The sequence below is a fragment of the Pseudomonas sp. AL10 genome (assembly GCF_029960685.1).
In the GTDB taxonomy this organism is placed as follows: domain Bacteria; phylum Pseudomonadota; class Gammaproteobacteria; order Pseudomonadales; family Pseudomonadaceae; genus Aquipseudomonas; species Aquipseudomonas lactis.
In genome coordinates, this window is sequence record NZ_JASBQZ010000002.1 from 12,815 (window position 1) to 29,304 (window position 16,490).

A 16,490-nucleotide genomic window follows, 5' to 3' on the forward strand; every position below is an offset into this window, starting at 1 on the left:
GGCTTGCCTGCGATAGCGGCGCGTCAGACAACATATTTTCATCTGTCAGGCCGCTATCGCAGGCAAGCCAGCTCCCACAGGGTTCAGTGTTGATGTTCAAAGTTGCGTCTGACGCACTTATAACCTGCCAACAAGTAACTTTTTGTCATGAGAGTGCCCGATTAAACTGCTCAGGTATTTCTCATTCCGAGTTACCTGTTCATGACGTCCCTCGCTGCCCCCGCTATCCAGGCCGCAGCCAAACCTACGGCCCTGAGCCCACCCGTGTTCGGACCGCGCATCATCATCGGCCTGCTTGGCGTATTGCTGGCGGTGCTGGTCTCCGGTCTCAACGAGATGGTCACCAAGGTCGCCCTCGCCGATATCCGCGGTGCGCTGTACATCGGTTTTGACGAAGGCACCTGGCTGGTCGCTGCCTACACCGCCACTTCGGTCGCGGCCATGGCCTTCGCGCCGTGGTGTTCGGTGACGTTTTCCCTGCGTCGCTTCACCCTGTGCGCTATCGGTTTGTTCACCGTGCTGGGCATCCTCTGCCCGTTCGCGCCGAACTACGAAAGCCTGTTGCTGCTGCGTACCGTGCAAGGCCTGGCCGGTGGCGCACTGCCGCCGATGCTGATGACCGTGGCGCTGCGTTTCTTGCCGGCCAACGTCAAATTGTACGGGTTGGCCGGTTACGCACTGACCGCCACTTTCGGCCCCAGCCTGGGCACGCCGCTGGCGGCGTTATGGACCGAATACGTCGGCTGGCAGTGGGCGTTCTGGCAGATCGTCGCGCCGTGCGTGCTGGCCATGGCGGCCGTGGCCTACGGCTTGCCACAAGACCCGCTGCGCCTGGAGCGCTTCAAGCAATTCAACTGGCGTGGCCTGCTATTGGGCTTCCCGGCGATCTGCATGCTGGTGATCGGCTTGTTGCAGGGCAATCGCCTGGACTGGTTCGAATCGGGACTGATTACCTTCCTGCTGTGTGGCGGCACAGTGTTGCTGGTGCTGTTCATGCTCAACGAATGGTCACAACCGTTGCCCTTCTTCAACCTGCAGATGCTCGGCCTGCGCAACCTGGCCTTTGCCCTGATCGTGCTGGCCGGCGTGCTGATGGTGCTGACCTCGGTGATCATCATCCCGTCCAGTTTCCTCGCCCAGGTCCAGGGCTACCGGCCGCTGCAGACCGCACCGGTGATGCTGCTGATGGCGTTGCCGCAGTTGATCGCGCTGCCGCTGGTGGCGGCGCTGTGCAACCTGCGCTGGGTCGACTGCCGCTGGGTGCTGGGCATTGGCCTGAGTATGTTGGTGCTGTGCTGCCTCGGCAGTTCACACCTGACTTCGGCGTGGATTCGCGACGACTTTTATGGCTGGTACCTGCTGCAGATTTTCGGCCAGCCGATGGCCGTGTTGCCGCTGCTGATGCTGTCCACCGGCAGCATCCAGCCCATCGAAGGGCCGTTCGCCTCTGCCTGGTTCAACACCGTCAAGGGCCTGGCTGCTGTGATCGCCACTGCGGTGCTGGATACATTGACCACCCAGCGCGGGCATTTCCATTCAACCATGTTGGTGGACCGCCTGGGCAATTCGCCCCTTGCCGACGCTGACGCGTCGGGCCTCGCCCACCGCTTGCACGAGCAGACCGTGGTGCTGACCTCTTCGGATCTTTACGTCGTCATGGCCGGTGTCGCGGTGGCGTTGATCCTGCTGATTTTCTGGATGCCCACGCGGATCTATCCGCCTCGCGCTCCGGCCTGACCACAAGGACTTTCCATGAAACGCAAAGACAAAATTGCCGTCTCCGTTATTGCTGTATTTGCCGTCGGCGTGCTGGTTTACCTGGTCGCCCCGGGCGTACTGGGCAGCAAGCACCAGAGCACCAACGACGCCTTCGTCGCGGCGGATTTCACCCTGGTCGCCCCCCGCGTTGCCGGTTTCATCAAGGAAGTGCTGGTGGAAGACAACCAGCGTGTCAAAGCCGGGCAACTGCTGGCGTTGATCGACGACCGCGATTTTCGCGCCGCCGCCCAGGCCGCCGATGCCGACACCCTCGTCGCCCAGGCCCAGCTGAAAAACGCCAGCGCGACCCTGGAGCGCCAAAGCTCGGTGATCGCCCAGGCCCAGGCCACCGTGGCAGCAGATCGCGCCGAAGTGGCCTTTGCCGAACATGAACTGAACCGCTACAACCACCTCGCCGGCGTCGGTGCGGGCACCGTGCAGAACGCCCAGCAAGCCAAGACTCGCATCGACCAGGCTACCGCGCGCCTGGCCAAATCCACCGCCGTGCTGGCCGCCGAACGCAAGCAGGTGGAGATCCTCACCGCCCAGCGTGACGCCGCCGAAGGTGGACTCAAGCGCGCCCAGGCCGCGCTGGAAATGGCCAGTTATCAGCTGTCTTACACGCGCATTGTCGCACCGGTGGATGGCATGGTCGGTGAACGTGCGGTGCGGGTCGGCGCCTATGTGACACCGGGCAGCAAGATCCTTGCGGTGGTGCCACTGGCCGAAGCCTATGTGGTGGCAAATTTCCAGGAGACCCAACTGTCGCACATGCACGCGGGGCAAGCGGTGCAAGTCAGCGTCGACAGTCTTGACGGCGAACTGCTCAAAGGCCATCTGGAAAGCCTGGCGCCAGCCACGGGTGTGACCTTCGCCTCGGTCAAACCCGACAACGCCACCGGCAACTTCACCAAGGTGGTACAGCGTATTCCGGTGAAGATCGTGCTTGAGCCGAACCAGCCACTGACCGAGCGCCTGCGCGTCGGCATGTCGGTGGAAGCCAGCGTCGATACCCGGCCCGTCGAGCAGCAGCGTGAGGTGGCCCAGCAATGAGACACCTCGCCTGGCTCACCTTGAGCCTGATCAGCCTGAGTGCCTGCACGGTCGGCCCGGATTTCCAACGGCCCGATGCCCCGCGCGTCGGCCAGTGGAGCGAACCCCAGGGCCGCCAAGCCGCCAGCCGCGCCGTCAGCGACCCGTTGCAGGAACGCTGGTGGGACGTGTTCCACGATGAGCAGCTCTCGGCCCTTACGCGCCGCGCCCTCAGCGATAACCTCGACCTGAAGCTGGCCAGCAGCCGCCTGCAACAAAGCCGCGCCATCCGCCAGGTGACTACGGCCGAGCGCTACCCCAACGTCGATGCCGGCGGCGCCTACCAGCGCAAGCGCAACAGCGGCAAAGGCTTGAGCGACCCCTCCGGCGAGAATGGCCGCTCGGCCTTCAACCAATGGGACATGGGCTTCTCGGCCTCTTGGGAGCTGGATTTCTGGGGCCGGGTCAAGCGTGAAACCGAAGCAGCCGACGCCACGCTGGAAGTTGCCGAAAACGATCGTCGCGCCGTGTTGTTGTCGGTGCTGGCCGAGACCGCCCAGGACTATATCCAACTGCGCGGCGTGCAAAACACCCGCGCTGTCACCGAGCAAAACCTCGACGTTGCGCGCCACAGCCTCAAGCTCTCGCAGTTGCGGTTGGCCGACGGCGTGGCCACCGACCTGGATGTGGCCGAAGCCGCCGCCCAGGTCGCGGCTATCGAAGCGCGCCTGCCGGATCTACAGCAGCGCCAGGACCAGTTGATCAACGCCCTGAGCCTGCTGATGGGCGAGCCGCCTCAGGCCCTGCACGCGCAGTTGTCCAAAGACGCCCCTGTGCCGCAAACCCAGCGCCAGGTCGCGATCGGCCTGCCATCGGAACTCGCCGAGCGCCGCCCCGACATCCGCCAGGCCGAAGCGCGCCTGCACGCTGCCACTGCCAGCATCGGCGTGGCCAAGGGCGACTTTTACCCACGCATCACCCTGTCCGGCAGCCTCGGCTCCCAAGCCATGCAACTCTCGGATTTCGGCTCCTGGGGTTCCCGCGCCTTTGCCTTCGGCCCGCAATTGAGCCTGCCGCTGTTCAACGGCGGGCGCCTGCAAGGCATGGTGGATTTACGTGAAGCCCAGCAACAGGAAGCGGCCCTGGCCTACCAGCAAACCGTGCTGCGTGCCTGGCATGAAATCGACGACCAACTGACCCGCTACAACGCCAGCCAACTGCGCCGCGACAGCCTGGCTGAAGCCGTGCGCCAGAACCAGATCGCCCTCACTACCGCACAACACCAGTACGTCGAAGGCGTGGCGGATTTCGTCAATGTACTCACCGTGCAGAGCGCGTTGCTGGCAACGCAGGAGCAGTGGGTGGAAAGCTCCACCGGCGTGTCATTGGCTATGGTCGGGCTGTACAAAGCGTTGGGAGGAGGGTGGGAGTCGGTGTACCCGTTGCAGACCGCTGGGCGCTGAGCAACAAAGAGTTTTTGTCAGTCGCCAAATAAGATGTAATGATAATTGCTCTCAATAACACTTCTGAGCTTTTCATGGGCAGCGCGACTGACGGCCAGCAACAGCTTCACATCCTGTACCGCGACCATCACGGCTGGCTGCAAGGCTGGTTGCGCAAGCGCCTGGGCGACCGTGAACAGGCCGCCGATGTGGCGCAGGACACCTTCCTGCGCCTATTGGTGTCCGGGCGTTTTCCGGGTGACAAGGAAAGCCGCAGTTACCTGGCGCAGATCGCCCGCAACCTGGTGATCGATCAATGGCGGCGCCTGCGTATCGAGCGCGCCTACCTGGAAAGCATCGCGCACCTGCCCGAGCCCGAGTCGCCTTCCCTGGAAACCCGCGCCCTGATCCTCGAAACCTTGATGCAGATCGACGCCATGCTCGACCGCATGCCCGATAATGTACGCCGTGCGTTTTTACTTTCGCAGTTCGAAGGCTTGAGCTATGCGCAAATCGCCGAGCGCCTGGGCGTCACCGTCAGCTCGGTGCAAAAGTACATGACCCGTGCCATCGTCGCCTGCTACCAGGTGGTGTACGAAGAATGAAGCACGACGCGCCCATTGCCCCCGCGATTGTTGAGCAAGCCAGCGAGTGGTTGATGCTGCAATGGGGCGGTGAGCTCAAGGGCGAGCAGCGCCAGGCGTTTGCCCGGTGGCAGGCCGCTGACCCGGAGCATCGTCGCGCCTGGCAGCGCTTGCAGCAGCTGCAACACACCCTCGGCGGCGTACCTGCCGACAGCGCTCGCGCAGTATTGCGCGACACCCCGGATACCCAACGCCGTGCCGCGCTCAAACTGCTCGGCCTGTTGTTGGTGGCCGGTGGCAGCGGCTATCTGGTGCAACGCAGCGAGCCCTGGCAAGCGGCCTTCGCAGAGCTGCGTACCGCCACGGGCGAAATTCGCCATATGACCTTGAGCGACGGCACGCAACTGGACCTCAACAGTGACAGTGCCGTAGACCTGCGTTTCAGCGCTACCGAACGGCGTATTCGGCTGATCCGTGGCGAGGTCTTGCTGACCAGCGGCCACGACGCCTTGCGCCCGTTGATCGTCGAAACGCCAGCCGGCGATGTGCAGGCGTTGGGCACGCGCTTTGCGGTACGTGAACTGCCCGACGGCAGCCGTGTGGATTTGTACGAAGGTCGCCTGCGGGTCACGCCGTTGCAGGGCACGCCGGTGCATATGCAGGCGGGGGACAGCCTGTGGTTCAACGCCCGTCAAAGCACCGCGTTGCCGGCAGTGAGCGCCAATGCCAGCAGTTGGACCGAGCATCGTCTGGTTGCCGAGCGCCAGCCGTTGGGTGAGTTCGTGGCGCAACTGAGCCGGTATCGCCCTGGCCTGTTGCGCTGTGATCAGGCGGTGTCGAACCTGCTGTTGACCGGCGTGTTCCCGCTGAGCGACACCGACGCGATCCTGGCGGCCTTGGAGCGTTCATTGCCCGTGCACGTGCAGGCGGTGACCCGTTACTGGGTAACGATCAAGGCGCGGGTCTGAAAATACTTTGTACAGGGCTTGTCGGTTTTTGTGGCCCGTTCGGGATACCTCTTGAAAGCCAATCAAGAAGCGTTCTCACGGGGAGTCCTGCAATGTCGCACCACCCAATCCAACCTTTGGCCCGCGCGCTGCGTCGTGGCCTGTTTGCCGGCCTGCTGGCGGCGGCTCCTGTACTGCCGAGCATGGTTCAAGCCGAGGAAAGCACCGAAGCGCTGCGCAGCTATGACATTCCGGCGGGCAGCCTCGACCAGGCGTTGAACCGTTTCGCCAGTGCTTCTGGCATCCTGCTGTCGGTTGACGCTACGCTCACCGAAGGCAAGCGCAGCGCCGGCTTGAAAGGGCGTTATGGCGTAGGTTCGGGGTTGCAGCGCTTGCTGGCGGGCAGCGGTTTGGCGGCGGTGCAATCCCAGGGCGGTTGGTCGTTGCAGGCCCTCTCCGGCGACGGAGCCTTGCAGTTGGGCGCGACCCAGATCAGCGGCCGGCAGGAGCAGGAAAGCGCCTGGGGTCCGGTGGACGGTATTGTCGCCAAGCGCAGCGCCTCGGGCAGCAAGACTGACTCGGCGCTGGTGGAAATCCCCCAGACCATCAACGTGATCACCGCCGCCGAGATCAAGGCACGCGGCGCCCAGAGTGTCACCCAGGCGTTGCTCTACACCCCAGGCATGAGCGCCGGCGGTTTTGCCGACCGGGTCAAATTGTTCGATGAGCCGACGTCACGCGGCTTCTCGCCTACGCCGTTGTATCTTGACGGCTTGCACTTGCCCTACGGCGGCGGCAGCACAGGCGGTGCGTTGCAGATCGAGCCGTATTCCCTGGAACGCATCGAAGTGCTCAAAGGCCCGGCGTCCGTGCTTTACGGCCAGAACCAGCCGGGCGGCATCGTCAATATGGTCAGCAAGCGCCCCAGCGAAACCCCGATACACCAAGTGGTACTGGAAGCCGGTACCTACGAACACAAAAGCGCGGCCATCGACCTGAGCGGCCCGCTGGACGAGGAGGGCCAGTTTCTCTACCGCCTGACCGGCCTGGCGAATGACGCGCAAGACGAAATCAATTACGTCGAAAACAAGCGCCAGTTCATCGCCCCCAGCCTCACCTGGCGCCCCAACGACGACACCAGCCTGACCCTGTTCGCCCAATACCAGAAAGATAAAGGCGTGCCCGAAGCCCAAGGCCTGCCGGCGTCCGGCACGCTGTGGGACAACCCCAACGGCAAGATCAAGCGCGATGTGTTTATCGGCGAGCCGGGCGTCAACCAGTACAACCGCGAGCAATACGTGCTGGGCTACGAAGTTTCCCATCGCCTCAACGACATCTGGACCCTCAAGCAAAACGCCCGTTACGCCGAGGTCGACGACCGCTACACCGCGCCATTGCACGGCTACCGCTTCGTCGCCAACCCAAGCACCGGCGTGCAAGACCAGCGTTACCTGCAACGCTTCGGCGTGGACTGGTCGCAGACCAACAAAGTGTTCGGCGTGGACAGCATCGCCCAGGCTGAATTTGACACGGGCGCGCTGTCCCATACCTTCATCGTTGGCCTGGACTACTACCATTCCAACTCGCAGTTCCATGGCCTGTATGACCGCAACCCGCCGATCATTGACCTGTTCAAACCGGTGTACGGCCAGCCCTTGAACTTCGGCCAACCGTACCGCTGGGATCGCACCATCACCCAGACCGGCCTGTATCTGCAGGACCAGATCAAATTGGATAAATGGGTGCTGGTACTCGGTGGCCGCTACGACTGGGCGAATGTGGTGAACAAGGAGCCGATACAGGACACCCGCTTTGCCAGCAAAGACCAGGCGTTCACCGGTCGTGCGGGCCTGGTGTACCTGTTCGATAACGGCGTGTCGCCCTTCGTCAGCTATTCGGAATCCTTCCTTCCGCTGGCCGGCACCGATGCGAACCGAAAACCCTTCGAACCCTCCACCGGCAAACAGTACGAAGTCGGCGTGAAGTACCAGCCACCGGGCCAGAAGAGCTTCATCCAGGCTTCTGTGTACCAACTGGACCAGGAAAACGTGCTGACCACCAACCCGGTGGATACCACCTTCAGCACCCAAAGCGGCGCCCTGCGCTCGCGAGGTGTTGAACTGGAAGCCAAGGCCGTCTTGAGCGATGCCTGGGACGTGGTCGCCTCGGCTGCGCGCAATGACGTCAAATACACCAAGGACAACGATGGCCGCCAAGGTCGCCACCCGGCCGGCATCTCCCCACTCACCGCCTCGATGTGGGTCAACTACACCGTGCTCGGCGACACGCCCTTGGCGGGGCTGGGTGCAGGGCTTGGCGTGCGTTACGCCCGTCAAAGCCTGGGCGACTACTACGAAGGCGCCTTCAACGTGCCGTCCTACAGCGTCTACGATGCAAGCCTGAGCTACGACCTGGGCGCCTCGCCGCTCAAGCTCAAGGGCGTGAAACTGGCGATGAACGTGCAGAACCTCAGCAACAAGACCTACGTCTCGCAGTGCACCAGTGATCTGGATTGCTACTACGGGGAAGGGCGTACGGTGGTGTCGAGCCTGACGTACGATTGGTAACTTAGCGTTTAGGTGATATTGGCTGCGGCGCGCACCCTTCAAGGGTGCGCTCTGTTGCCGCCCTACACCAGGTCCGCTGCAAATCGTGTACACACATTGGAAAGCATGCGCACCTCGGCACCGCTACAGCCTGCCGCTTCGAAAAAGCCGGAGGCTTCTCGCACGACGGCATATATATCCGTGACGATGGACCTTGCTTCATCCGCCCCCAACCCAAAGCGTTCAGGCGTACTCAGCAAATTACTGACAGACGATACCCGGCCTTCATTGCCGATGATGAGCGCCTGCAAGCCTAGTTGGGTAGGGTGGGGCAACACGTCAAATACTGGCGCAAGGGAATAACCCGAGGCGCTGGTCAGCAGCAGCCCGGTTTGTTTCAGGTGGTCGTCGCTATTGCCGATGAGCACGTTGAAGGCCATACGCTTGTAAAGCTCGCGCATGTCAAAGGTGGCATCGTCGCAGACCTTCTTCAACACGTCGGCGATCCTGGAATAGGAAACGGCACCGTCAGCCGCATCAACCCGCATTCTTGGCTTCTCTGTGCTTACCAAAGAGTTGCAGCTGACATAGTGCTCGCGGCCAGCGCCTTCATGTCGGTCAAAACGCTCGACCATCAACACCGGTTTGCCGGCGACCTCTACCAACTTGTGCCCGGCTGCGGGTAGGCCTGCTGCATCCGCCATTTGAAGGCTGGCGAATTCCGCCCGTGGCTGATCGAACACATCGTCGCTACGGCCGAGTTTAGCAATCCATTCCTTGCCTTCATGGGTCACGGTGACCTTCGGCCTGGCGCCGCCCATGGAACTCCCAAACTCGAATAACCGTGCGATTTCCGCAGGCAGGTCGACGTCACCCTTCTCGACTCGATCAAGGCCCACCATGATTTTCTCAAGGTCTTCAAATTGCGGGGGGTGGTGCAGGGGTGGCAGCTGACTTCGTGACGCACTGAACAGCAGGCAACCCACTCCTGCTCCCCGCGAGGCAAGTAGCCATTCAACTTCGTTTTGTGGATGCTGTTTGTGGGTCGCCAGCAGAACACGCCGGCCCCAATTGTCGGGCGTTGCGTCGTCGAGCACTCCAAACATGCGCGTTGAGGAATACTGGTTAGGGGTCAGTGGCAAACTCAGCGGGTCAATCGCAAATGCGTCGGGCCGCGCGAGCCAACTGTTGGCGTAGCGAAAAACGAATCCATTCCCATGCATGGCCACCTCGCCAACAGGGACCGGGTCACCGACTAAGTGAGCTGAAAAAACAAAGGCATTACCAATCGGCTTCCAGGACATCGGGTTCTCCTTCAGTGCGAATTCGCTCAGGCTCACGGGCGAGGCTCATGGTAATGCCAACCTGGTCAAGTTCTGGTGACGCAATGCTCGCCATACCTTCTTCCAAGTCCATCGCGCTCAGCACATTCATCAGCACGCCGAGGGAGACGCCGGGCTCGCCCTGTCTCAGCCGCTGATACGTCTGCCGTGTAATGCCCGCGCGGCTGCATATGGTGGAAATTTTCAACCGACGACGAATGCGGGCTATTTCGATACCGTTGCCGATACCTCTCATCAGTTCATCGCTTCTCTCTGAGATGTACCCTTTGTGGGGGTAGGGCTTGGCTGTTTCTTGCATGATATATCACCCTTTAAAGCAGTAGAGGTAACTTATATCATCCAAGCCTCTAAGGCCACCTGCAAAAAATCGGCTCGATGCCCTAATGGCTTTTTGTAGGAGCGAGCTTGCTCGCGAAAAACTCACAGGCGCCGCGTTCAATCAGGAAACACGCGTTATCGTTGACGTTTTTCGCGAGCAAGCTCGCTCCTACAGGTGTTACCAAACTTCAAAGATTCTGCAAAAACACCACATACCCCCGAAACCACTCATTGCCCTGCAAATATCCCGGCTCTTGCCATTCCCCGCCCTGAATCAAGCCAATCTTGAACGGCACCCCCAGCCGATTCATCCGCGGCAAATACGCCGCGTAATCCGGGATGCTGTGACGCCCCTGATACGTCTGTACCACCACTTCATCCACCACGCCCTTGAGCTGGGCGATGGCGGCCGGGTCGGCGTTGCTGCTCCAGTCCATCAGGCCGGTGATGCTCAGGCGCAGGTCGGCGGGCAGGCGTTGGCGCAGGTCGCGCAGGAAGTCGGCGTATTCGTGCAGGTATTGGGTGCGGGCATCGAAATCGATCTGGATACCGATCACTGGGTTGCCGGCGTCTCGCCAGCGTTGCACCTGGCCCAGCACCTGGGTGTAGACCCGTTCCGGCCAGCGCAGGGTGTGGGCGCGGTACACCACCCAGACGTGGCCTTGAGTAATGCGCGGCACGCTCATGCCCTGGGCGATGAGTTGTACGCCGCGCTGGGGCGCGCGGCGGGTGGAGTTGATCTGGCCTTGCAGGATGTACAGGGTTTTTGCCTGCTTGATCACTGGCTGCGGCGTGACACCGCTCCACAGCCAGAAGGCGTCATAGTCCCCGGCGTTAACGGCGCCAAAAGCCGGGCTTGCCAGCAACAGCAAGCCTAGCCACAGCGGCTTCACCAGTAGTACTGCAGCGATTTGCCCCACTGGGTATCGGCAAAACCGGTTTTGAGTTGGCGGAACCAGGCTTTGCGCACCGCTGGCGCGACATCTTCGCCGCCGCAGCTGTTGTAGCCGGCCGGCGCGTAGCAGTTGATGGCGCGGAACAACGCGTAGGCCTTGTCGGTTTTCGGCGCCTTGGCGTTGGCGATCACCTGTTTGTAGCCGTCCAGGCGCGAGAAGGTTTCACCCTTGAAGTCCGAGGCGGTGCTGCCCAGGCTGCCGGCGGCGCGGGGTTGTTCCAGGGGCATGCCGTCCAGGCCGTTGCGCAGGATGAACTCGCCGAAGCAGTTCAAGGCGTGCGGGTTTTTGGCCTCGTTCTGCAAGGTCGTCGCGGTTTGCGCGATGCTTGGGCAGGCGTAGCCGGATTCGGCCTTGTCGCCGTTCCATTGGAACAGCTTCAAGGTCTGGCCGCTGGTATAGGTGTAGCCCAGGCTGGTGCCGAGCTTGTCGTCAGAGAGCGAGGCCTGCTTGAGGTCATCGGCGAAGGTGGCGTACTGGCCGCGCAGCAGGTCTTTGTAGAGCAGCACGAATTGCGCACTCTGGCGCTCGATCGGGTCGCTGGCGTTGGCGATCTGCTGACGCAGCAGATCGGGGCCGGCGACGTTGCGCAGCAGGATGTAGCGCACTTGCTTGGCGCTGATCGGCGAGTCGGCGGCGAACACCTTGGCCAATTGGCCGCTGCGCTCGTAATTCATGGCCAGGGCCAGTTCCAGCTGGTCGCGTTGCAGCGGCTGCTTGGCCAGCGGCAGCAGTTGCAGCCACAGGGCTTCGGCGGCCCTCCAGTCCTGCTTGGCTTCCAGGGCCAGGGCGCGCAGGGTCTGTTGGCTGAAGGCGAAGTAATCCAGGCTCGACGGCACATCCGCCGGCAGGTGCTTCAAGGCCGCGTCGGGTTGGTGTTCGACGTACAGGGCATAGCTCGCTTGCAGGAAGTCAAACAGCGCCGGCTCAGTGGCGAAGGTGCTCTTTTGCTTATCCAGGTCTTCACGGCTCAACAGCGGCGGAGTGTGTGCGCGCATCGCCATCAGGTCGCTGACCACTTGCAGCATGGGGCTGTTCGCGGCTTTGTTGCCGACCATCAGTAACTTGAGGTCGGCCTCTTCCACCAGTTCGTCCACGCTCACATTGCGCTGGGCGTCGGTGGCCTCGGTAAATTGCCAGGTGAAGTCTTCGGCAAGCTTGGCGTCGTCGTTCGCCAGCCAGTGCACACGGCGCAACAGGCCACGGGCGGACGCAACGTAATCGCCCTGTGGATAATGTTTCAGGTAACTGAGAAAACCTTCTTCGGCATCGCTCAAGGCCGACTTATCCACATGCTCGCGCTGCGGCATGCCGTATTCGTCGAAGGCTTCGGCCTGGGCCTGATTCAGCGACGTACGCGCAGTCATGTACAGCGCTGTTTCCTTCAGCCATGGCACATCGCTGGTGGCGGCGGCGGCGAACCCGCGCTCGGCGTAATCGAAGCGCCCGCTGTAGAAATCGCCGGCGGCCTGCAAATAGGTACGAAACAACTGGGCGTTGGCCGAGGGGGTCAGCTGTGCGTCCACCACCTGGCGGCTCCAGTCACAGGTGGTCAGTAATTGCAGGCGTGCTTTGACCAACACATCGCGCTCGGCGGGTGGCATCTGGGCCTTGATCACCTGGCTGATAAACGCCGTGGCGCTGTCATCGTCATTGCTGCGGCAACGGCTGCCTTCGCCATTCAGGAAGGCCTGGCCTGCGGTCTTGTACTCCTCGCGCTTGATACCCAGGGGCTGGAGCAGCGTGTCGAGTTCGGCTGTGCGTGAATCGTCAGCCTTGTTATCTGGCTCCTCAGCCGTGGCCGCAACCGGCACCAGGCGATACACCGGAAACGGCACCGGGCCGAAGCCTTGGGCCAAGTCGTCTTCGCCCAAGGCATTGGGGGCCAGGGGCGCGGCTTTTTTGTCGGCCAGCAACAGGCGCAGGTTCACCCGGCTGTCGTTACCAGGGCTGAGAAACGGTTGGTTGCTGCACGGCTCGTAGCCGTCACGCGATACCCGCCAGTCGGGGTAGCACGAGTCGTCAGAACTGGCCTGGGCCGGTAGGGAAAAACCGGCCAGCAGGGCCAGGGCCAGAGGTGACAGCAAACCGATACGCATAACGTTTCCTTGATCCTGAGTCCTTGGAGAAGGGGCAATAATAGCCTGATCCGACGAGTGCTTCGGTGAAGGCCTACACAAATTGCTGATTTGTCCGATTCCAGCGACGAGGCCAGGGCTTTTGGCCTAGAGTGGCGGTGTTTGCGCATGCGCAGTGTTTGTCCTGTAAGAGGGCAGTAGTAGCGGAGTCGATATGCGTCGGTCTGTGGTAGAGCAACACGAAAAAGTCGGGGCATTGCCTGCCTTCCATCGCTTGACCTGGGAAGGTGCCGGCTGGCTCAGCCGCCTGTGGTGGGTACCGATCCTGGCGCTCGCCATGGCCCTGCGGTTTTACCACCTCACCTCGGCGGCGATCTGGGGCGACGAAGGCTCAAGCCTGTTGCTCAGCGAATACGCCCTGGCCGACCTGTGGTTTCACGCAGCCCATGATGTGCACCCGCCGCTGTATTTCTTGCTGCTGCGCGGTTGGATCGAGGTGTTCGGCGATAGCATCGGCTCGATTCGCAGCCTGAGTGCGATCCCCGGTGTGGCCGTAGTGGGCCTGGGCATCTGGCTGACACGGCAACTGTCCACCCGCCGCGCGGCTGTGCTGGCGGGGATCCTGCTGGCTCTACTGCCCACGGCGGTGCGCTACAGCCAGGAAGTGCGCATGTATTCGCTGCTGGGCGTGTGGCTACTGGGCGCCACGCTGGCACTGGTGTACTGGGTGAGGCAGCCCGAGCGCGCGCGTTATTTGGCTGTATATGTGCTGTTAATGAGCGCCGGGTTCTATACCCACTACTTCACCGCGCTGTGCGTGCTGGTGCATTGGGCGTACCTGGGGTTGCAGGCGCCAGGTCAGCGCTTGATCACGCGGCCTGCCTGGTGGGCCGCCAACGTGGCGATAGTGTTGTTGTATCTGCCCTGGCTGCCCAACCTGCTGGATTTGGTGCAGCACGTCGAACAGCTCAAAGTCGGCGGCGACATTGGTTGGGAAGAGCCGGTCAACCTGCTGTCCCTGCCGTCGATGGTCTGGCAGTTTCTGTTGCAGGATGACGGTCTCGGCCTGTGGCCGCCGCTGTTCTGGCTGTTCCCCCTGCTGCTGGCCGTGGTGGTTGTACTGGCGGCCTGGCGCAACCCCGCGGCGCGCCTGCCTGCCCTGTTTTGCCTGCTGCCGCTGCTGCTGGTCTATGGCGTGTCTTTTATCTCGCCGGTGTTTATCGAGCGCTACCTCACGGTGTATGCGTTGGGCCTGCCGATAGTCCTGGCGCTTGCCATCGACCGTTTGCCGCCCCGTTTGTCCTGGCTGGGCGTGGCGTTGTTCGCACTGTTTGTTGGCGTAGAACTGTTGGGGCTAAAGAACAACTTCGAAGTGGATGAGCACGACCAGTTCAACGTGCCGGTGGAGTTCGTCAATCGCAACTATCAGGAAGGCGACCGCATCGTCCTGAGTGACATGATGTGGTACCTCAGCTACGTGTATTACGACCAGACCGACGCCCAACTGCAGCTCTACACGCCGCCCAAGCCCGACGGCACTGCCACTCGCCCGAACGCCTATGGTTTCGGCACACTGGTGGACCAGGACGGTGGCCGCATCTATCTGGACCGCCTCTCAGCACTGCCTGCTCAAACGCGACGGGTATGGTTGATCAGCAGCAACGAAGCCCCGGATGAATTCGCGCCACTGCCCAACGGCTGGCGCGAACTCAGTCGCCAGGACGGCGGTGGCGCCAGGGCCCGGTTGTTCGTGCTATGCAACGCACCGGCGCCGCAACCTGAAGGCTGCCGCTAGACTCACTTCAACCTACTGATGAGGAGCCTTTCATGGAATCGCCACTGCACAGCTTGCCGGCTTTGTTCAAACAGCTTGGCTTGCCGGATGACCCGGTCAGTATTGAGCAATTTGTCGCCTCTCATTCGCCGCTCAAGCCGGATTTGAAACTGGCGGAGGCGTTTTTTTGGAGCGACGCCCAGAAGGCATTTTTGCGTGAAGAGATTCTGGAGGATGCGGATTGGGCGGTGGTGGTGGATGAGTTGAATCTGATCTTGCGGGGTGGGCGAGGGGTGCAAAAAAAATAGCTGCCAGGCTCTAACTTGAAAAAATCTGGTAAGGGTTGAAAAAAATTTGGTTTTGACCGCGCAAATTATTTTTTTCTGAAAAAGCCCGGATACGAAAAAATATGGGAAACGTCCTATTTTTCATGGGGAAATGGACTATAGCCGCCGCAGACGGTTTTCCTTATCAAAGGGATATCTCCTATTGATGAGCGGGTGCGACATGCAAAAGCTAATTCCGCGCGGAAAACTACAGAGTTTTGATCCTTCGACTATTGAACTCATAAGTCCATTTTCTGCGACGTCAATTGTTGAATTTCATCTTCCGTTTACTTCTGGTTTGCTTGGGCTGTCTGAGCTTATTAAAGAGTGTGATGTAGGTTTAAATTCGTGTGTAAATTGGAAGGTGCGAAAAACGATACTTGACAAGATTAAAAGCGGAGAGTGGTTGCTTGTTTCAGAACGGACGGGGGCTTTGAATCACTTGCATGCACAGCGATGTATTCCAAGTGGGTTCTCTTCTGGCCGGTTTGAAAGCGAGGAGGAGGTAGGGCCGGGAAAATGGGCTTTTTTCAGCATTGACTATGACGCAGTGAAGAACACCGCGATTATAGCTGCCAATCGTTTAGGGTCTATGGGTGACCAAGGTCGAGTATTTGGTTCTGACGGCAAAGATTTAGCAAACACGACCAGAACACTTATCCAGCAATGGGTACCACTGAATGATTTCGAAGAGCACCGCATCGCCGACTCTGCCGTACGTCGATATGGCGAGCTTCGGCATACTCCGCACAGGTTTCTGGAGGGCGAGGACAAGTGGCAGATTGGCGGGAAATCATGGCACTGGCAGCCAGTCACACCAGATGAGGCGTATGAAAAAAAGGAGGGGGCAAAATGAGCCGTCGCAGAATTTGGCTGTTTTGGGGAGCGATGGATGCGATTTATCTCATTTGGTATGCGTCCAATAGTTTTTTAAACAATAGAATTCCGTATCTAAGTGATGTGATAAGCGCTTCAAATATTTTGCGAGCGCACGGTGATGTGCAAATAGTTATGTTTGTGGGCGCGTTGGTTTTACAGGCCTCAATTTTTGCATCCTGCGCCATGTTTTTTCTTCAGAAAAAATCAATCGTGTGGCTTGTCTTTTTTCAAACCCCCTTACGACTTGCGCTCGTTATCCCCTCCGTTTCGCTTCTGTTGATTGGCGCTCGAGTTTTGCCGCAATACAACGTGCTGGCAATGGCTGGATTGATCGGTGCGTCGGAGATTTTAAAAGTCTGGAGCGTTTGGCGATGGAGCAAAAAATGCTGACGCTGGCCTAATGTGGGAGCGGGCTTGCCCGCGAAGGCGGCGTGTCAGTCACTGAATATTCAACTGAACCACCGCTTTCGCAGCCAAGTCAGCTCTCACATTTTGTTTGTCGTATGGCGA

Annotated in this window: 14 protein-coding genes; 10 read left to right on the forward strand and 4 right to left on the reverse strand. The window is 60.6% G+C overall.

What is annotated here, in order from left to right:
• The first annotated feature begins 201 nt into the window (after positions 1-201).
• The 6 genes from QK296_RS02640 to QK296_RS02665 all read left to right on the forward strand — a co-directional run bounded on the left by QK296_RS02640 (position 202) and on the right by QK296_RS02665 (position 8,330).
• Positions 202-1,737: an MFS transporter gene (locus QK296_RS02640; protein WP_057709490.1), complete on the forward strand. Its 1,536-nt coding sequence runs from the start codon at positions 202-204 to the stop codon at positions 1,735-1,737.
• A 15-nt stretch (positions 1,738-1,752) separates the two neighbouring features.
• Entirely contained in the window at positions 1,753-2,811 is a 1,059-nt protein-coding gene (locus tag QK296_RS02645) for an HlyD family secretion protein (protein ID WP_057709491.1), read from the forward strand.
• Complete coding sequence (locus QK296_RS02650; RefSeq protein WP_003187449.1) at positions 2,808-4,253, forward strand: efflux transporter outer membrane subunit; 1,446 nt, start codon at positions 2,808-2,810, stop codon at positions 4,251-4,253. Before QK296_RS02645 ends, QK296_RS02650 begins: the two co-directional genes overlap by 4 nt.
• Before the next feature lie 74 nt (positions 4,254-4,327).
• Positions 4,328-4,837 (forward strand): sigma-70 family RNA polymerase sigma factor, encoded by a 510-nt coding sequence (locus QK296_RS02655; RefSeq protein WP_057709492.1) that lies wholly within the window; start codon positions 4,328-4,330, stop codon positions 4,835-4,837.
• A complete protein-coding gene (locus QK296_RS02660) occupies positions 4,834-5,784 on the forward strand; it encodes a FecR domain-containing protein (protein ID WP_003187452.1) in 951 nt (316 codons plus the stop codon). Before QK296_RS02655 ends, QK296_RS02660 begins: the two co-directional genes overlap by 4 nt.
• Positions 5,785-5,876: 92 nt before the next feature.
• Positions 5,877-8,330 carry a TonB-dependent siderophore receptor gene (locus tag QK296_RS02665; RefSeq protein ID WP_057709493.1) on the forward strand — a complete coding sequence of 818 codons (2,454 nt, stop codon included), beginning with the start codon at positions 5,877-5,879 and terminating at the stop codon, positions 8,328-8,330.
• Positions 8,331-8,392: 62 nt separating this feature from the next.
• Here the strand turns inward: QK296_RS02665 and QK296_RS02670 are convergent, their stop codons facing one another.
• The 4 genes from QK296_RS02670 to QK296_RS02685 all read right to left on the reverse strand — a co-directional run bounded on the left by QK296_RS02670 (position 8,393) and on the right by QK296_RS02685 (position 13,022).
• Positions 8,393-9,649 (reverse strand): type II toxin-antitoxin system HipA family toxin, encoded by a 1,257-nt coding sequence (locus tag QK296_RS02670; protein ID WP_236202818.1) that lies wholly within the window; start codon positions 9,647-9,649, stop codon positions 8,393-8,395.
• Positions 9,591-9,950, reverse strand: a complete 360-nt coding sequence (locus tag QK296_RS02675) for a helix-turn-helix transcriptional regulator (RefSeq protein WP_003187457.1) — start codon at positions 9,948-9,950, stop codon at positions 9,591-9,593. Before QK296_RS02675 ends, QK296_RS02670 begins: the two co-directional genes overlap by 59 nt.
• Before the next feature lie 208 nt (positions 9,951-10,158).
• A complete protein-coding gene (locus QK296_RS02680) occupies positions 10,159-10,863 on the reverse strand; it encodes a DUF3142 domain-containing protein (protein WP_003187458.1) in 705 nt (234 codons plus the stop codon).
• A complete protein-coding gene (locus QK296_RS02685) occupies positions 10,860-13,022 on the reverse strand; it encodes a hypothetical protein (protein ID WP_003187459.1) in 2,163 nt (720 codons plus the stop codon). Before QK296_RS02685 ends, QK296_RS02680 begins: the two co-directional genes overlap by 4 nt.
• A gap of 193 nt (positions 13,023-13,215) precedes the next feature.
• On the opposite strand from QK296_RS02685, the gene QK296_RS02690 reads away from it, so the two are divergent.
• From QK296_RS02690 to QK296_RS02705, 4 genes are all read left to right on the forward strand, one after another.
• Complete coding sequence (locus tag QK296_RS02690) at positions 13,216-14,796, forward strand: glycosyltransferase family 39 protein (RefSeq protein ID WP_057709494.1); 1,581 nt, start codon at positions 13,216-13,218, stop codon at positions 14,794-14,796.
• Between the two features lie 32 nt (positions 14,797-14,828).
• Positions 14,829-15,083 (forward strand): DUF2789 domain-containing protein, encoded by a 255-nt coding sequence (locus tag QK296_RS02695; RefSeq protein WP_057709495.1) that lies wholly within the window; start codon positions 14,829-14,831, stop codon positions 15,081-15,083.
• A gap of 199 nt (positions 15,084-15,282) precedes the next feature.
• Positions 15,283-15,957 carry a hypothetical protein gene (locus tag QK296_RS02700; protein ID WP_057709496.1) on the forward strand — a complete coding sequence of 225 codons (675 nt, stop codon included), beginning with the start codon at positions 15,283-15,285 and terminating at the stop codon, positions 15,955-15,957.
• Positions 15,954-16,370: a hypothetical protein gene (locus QK296_RS02705; RefSeq protein ID WP_282390557.1), complete on the forward strand. Its 417-nt coding sequence runs from the start codon at positions 15,954-15,956 to the stop codon at positions 16,368-16,370. Before QK296_RS02700 ends, QK296_RS02705 begins: the two co-directional genes overlap by 4 nt.
• Positions 16,371-16,490 lie beyond the last annotated feature (120 nt).

Bases quoted from the DNA above. Each gene is read 5' to 3' on its own strand.
- QK296_RS02660 (WP_003187452.1), top strand. From the start codon at position 4,834: ATGAAGCACGACGCGCCCATTGCCCCCGCGATTGTTGAGCAAGCCAGC.
- QK296_RS02675 (WP_003187457.1), bottom strand. From the start codon at position 9,950: ATGCAAGAAACAGCCAAGCCCTACCCCCACAAAGGGTACATCTCAGAG.
- QK296_RS02690 (WP_057709494.1), top strand. From the start codon at position 13,216: ATGCGTCGGTCTGTGGTAGAGCAACACGAAAAAGTCGGGGCATTGCCT.
- QK296_RS02685 (WP_003187459.1), bottom strand. From the start codon at position 13,022: ATGCGTATCGGTTTGCTGTCACCTCTGGCCCTGGCCCTGCTGGCCGGT.
- QK296_RS02650 (WP_003187449.1), top strand. From the start codon at position 2,808: ATGAGACACCTCGCCTGGCTCACCTTGAGCCTGATCAGCCTGAGTGCC.
- QK296_RS02700 (WP_057709496.1), top strand. From the start codon at position 15,283: ATGCAAAAGCTAATTCCGCGCGGAAAACTACAGAGTTTTGATCCTTCG.
- QK296_RS02705 (WP_282390557.1), top strand. From the start codon at position 15,954: ATGAGCCGTCGCAGAATTTGGCTGTTTTGGGGAGCGATGGATGCGATT.
- QK296_RS02640 (WP_057709490.1), top strand. From the start codon at position 202: ATGACGTCCCTCGCTGCCCCCGCTATCCAGGCCGCAGCCAAACCTACG.
- QK296_RS02655 (WP_057709492.1), top strand. From the start codon at position 4,328: ATGGGCAGCGCGACTGACGGCCAGCAACAGCTTCACATCCTGTACCGC.
- QK296_RS02665 (WP_057709493.1), top strand. From the start codon at position 5,877: ATGTCGCACCACCCAATCCAACCTTTGGCCCGCGCGCTGCGTCGTGGC.
- QK296_RS02695 (WP_057709495.1), top strand. From the start codon at position 14,829: ATGGAATCGCCACTGCACAGCTTGCCGGCTTTGTTCAAACAGCTTGGC.
- QK296_RS02645 (WP_057709491.1), top strand. From the start codon at position 1,753: ATGAAACGCAAAGACAAAATTGCCGTCTCCGTTATTGCTGTATTTGCC.